The sequence below is a fragment of the Pseudomonas sp. EA_65y_Pfl1_P113 genome (genome assembly GCF_963970525.1).
Taxonomy (GTDB): domain Bacteria; phylum Pseudomonadota; class Gammaproteobacteria; order Pseudomonadales; family Pseudomonadaceae; genus Aquipseudomonas; species Aquipseudomonas tritici.
Genome location: NZ_CAXAQM010000113.1, coordinates 1 through 960 on the forward strand (window position 1 = coordinate 1; position 960 = coordinate 960).

The window sequence follows — 960 nt, forward strand, 5'->3', positions numbered from 1 at the left end:
ATCTCCAGTTGCGTCCCTTGCAGGATCATCTGGGTCGCTTCTTCCTTCATCTCGGCATCCCACAAATGCGGGTTTTCGATTTTGATCTGGTTGATCACATCGATACCGAAGTTCAGGTGCATCGACTCATCGCGCAGGATGTACTGGAACTGCTCCGCCACGCCGGTCATTTTGTTGCGACGGCCCATGGACAGGATCTGGGTGAAGCCGCAATAGAAGAAGATGCCTTCCAGGACGCAGTAATACGCGACCAGGTTGCGCAGCAGTTCTTTGTCGGTTTCGACGGTGCCGGTTTCGAACTTCGGATCGGAGATCGAACGGGTGTACTTGAGGCCCCAGGCGGCCTTTTTGGCGACCGACGGAATCTCGTGGTACATGTTGAAGATTTCGCCTTCATCCATGGCCAGCGATTCGATGCAGTACTGGTAGGCGTGGGTGTGGATCGCCTCTTCGAAGGCCTGGCGCAGGATGTACTGGCGGCACTCCGGGTTGGTGATCAGGCGGTACACGGCCAGGACCAGGTTGTTCGCGACCAGCGAGTCGGCGGTGGAGAAGAAGCCGAGGTTGCGCATGACGATGCGGCGTTCGTCGTCAGTCAGGCCTTCGGGGGTTTTCCACAGGGCGATGTCGGCGGTCATGTTGACCTCTTGCGGCATCCAGTGGTTGGCGCAGCCGTCGAGGTACTTCTGCCAGGCCCAGTCGTACTTGAAGGGCACGAGTTGGTTGAGGTCGGCGCGGCAGTTGATCATGCGCTTTTCGTCAACGGCGACGCGGGCGGAGGCGCCTTCCAGCTCAGCGAGGCCTTCGGCGACGTCGAGTTTGTCGAGGGCGGCCTTGGCGCGCACGATGGCGGCGGAGTCATTGGCGGTGACGGCGCGGGCTTCGATGGCGGCGGCAGCGCCGGCACCGTCGAGGCGGTCCATGTTGGCTTCGGTGGCGTGGCCGGCGTTGGCGCCTTTG

1 protein-coding gene is annotated in these 960 nt (G+C 61.1%); it reads right to left on the reverse strand.

Annotated elements, in window-relative coordinates; all coding sequences use genetic code 11:
* Positions 1-923, reverse strand: a 923-nt coding sequence (locus AACY52_RS28545) for a ribonucleotide-diphosphate reductase subunit beta (protein WP_339421393.1), incomplete at its 3' end; no start/stop codon positions are given.
* Between the last annotated feature and the right edge of the window lie 37 nt (positions 924-960).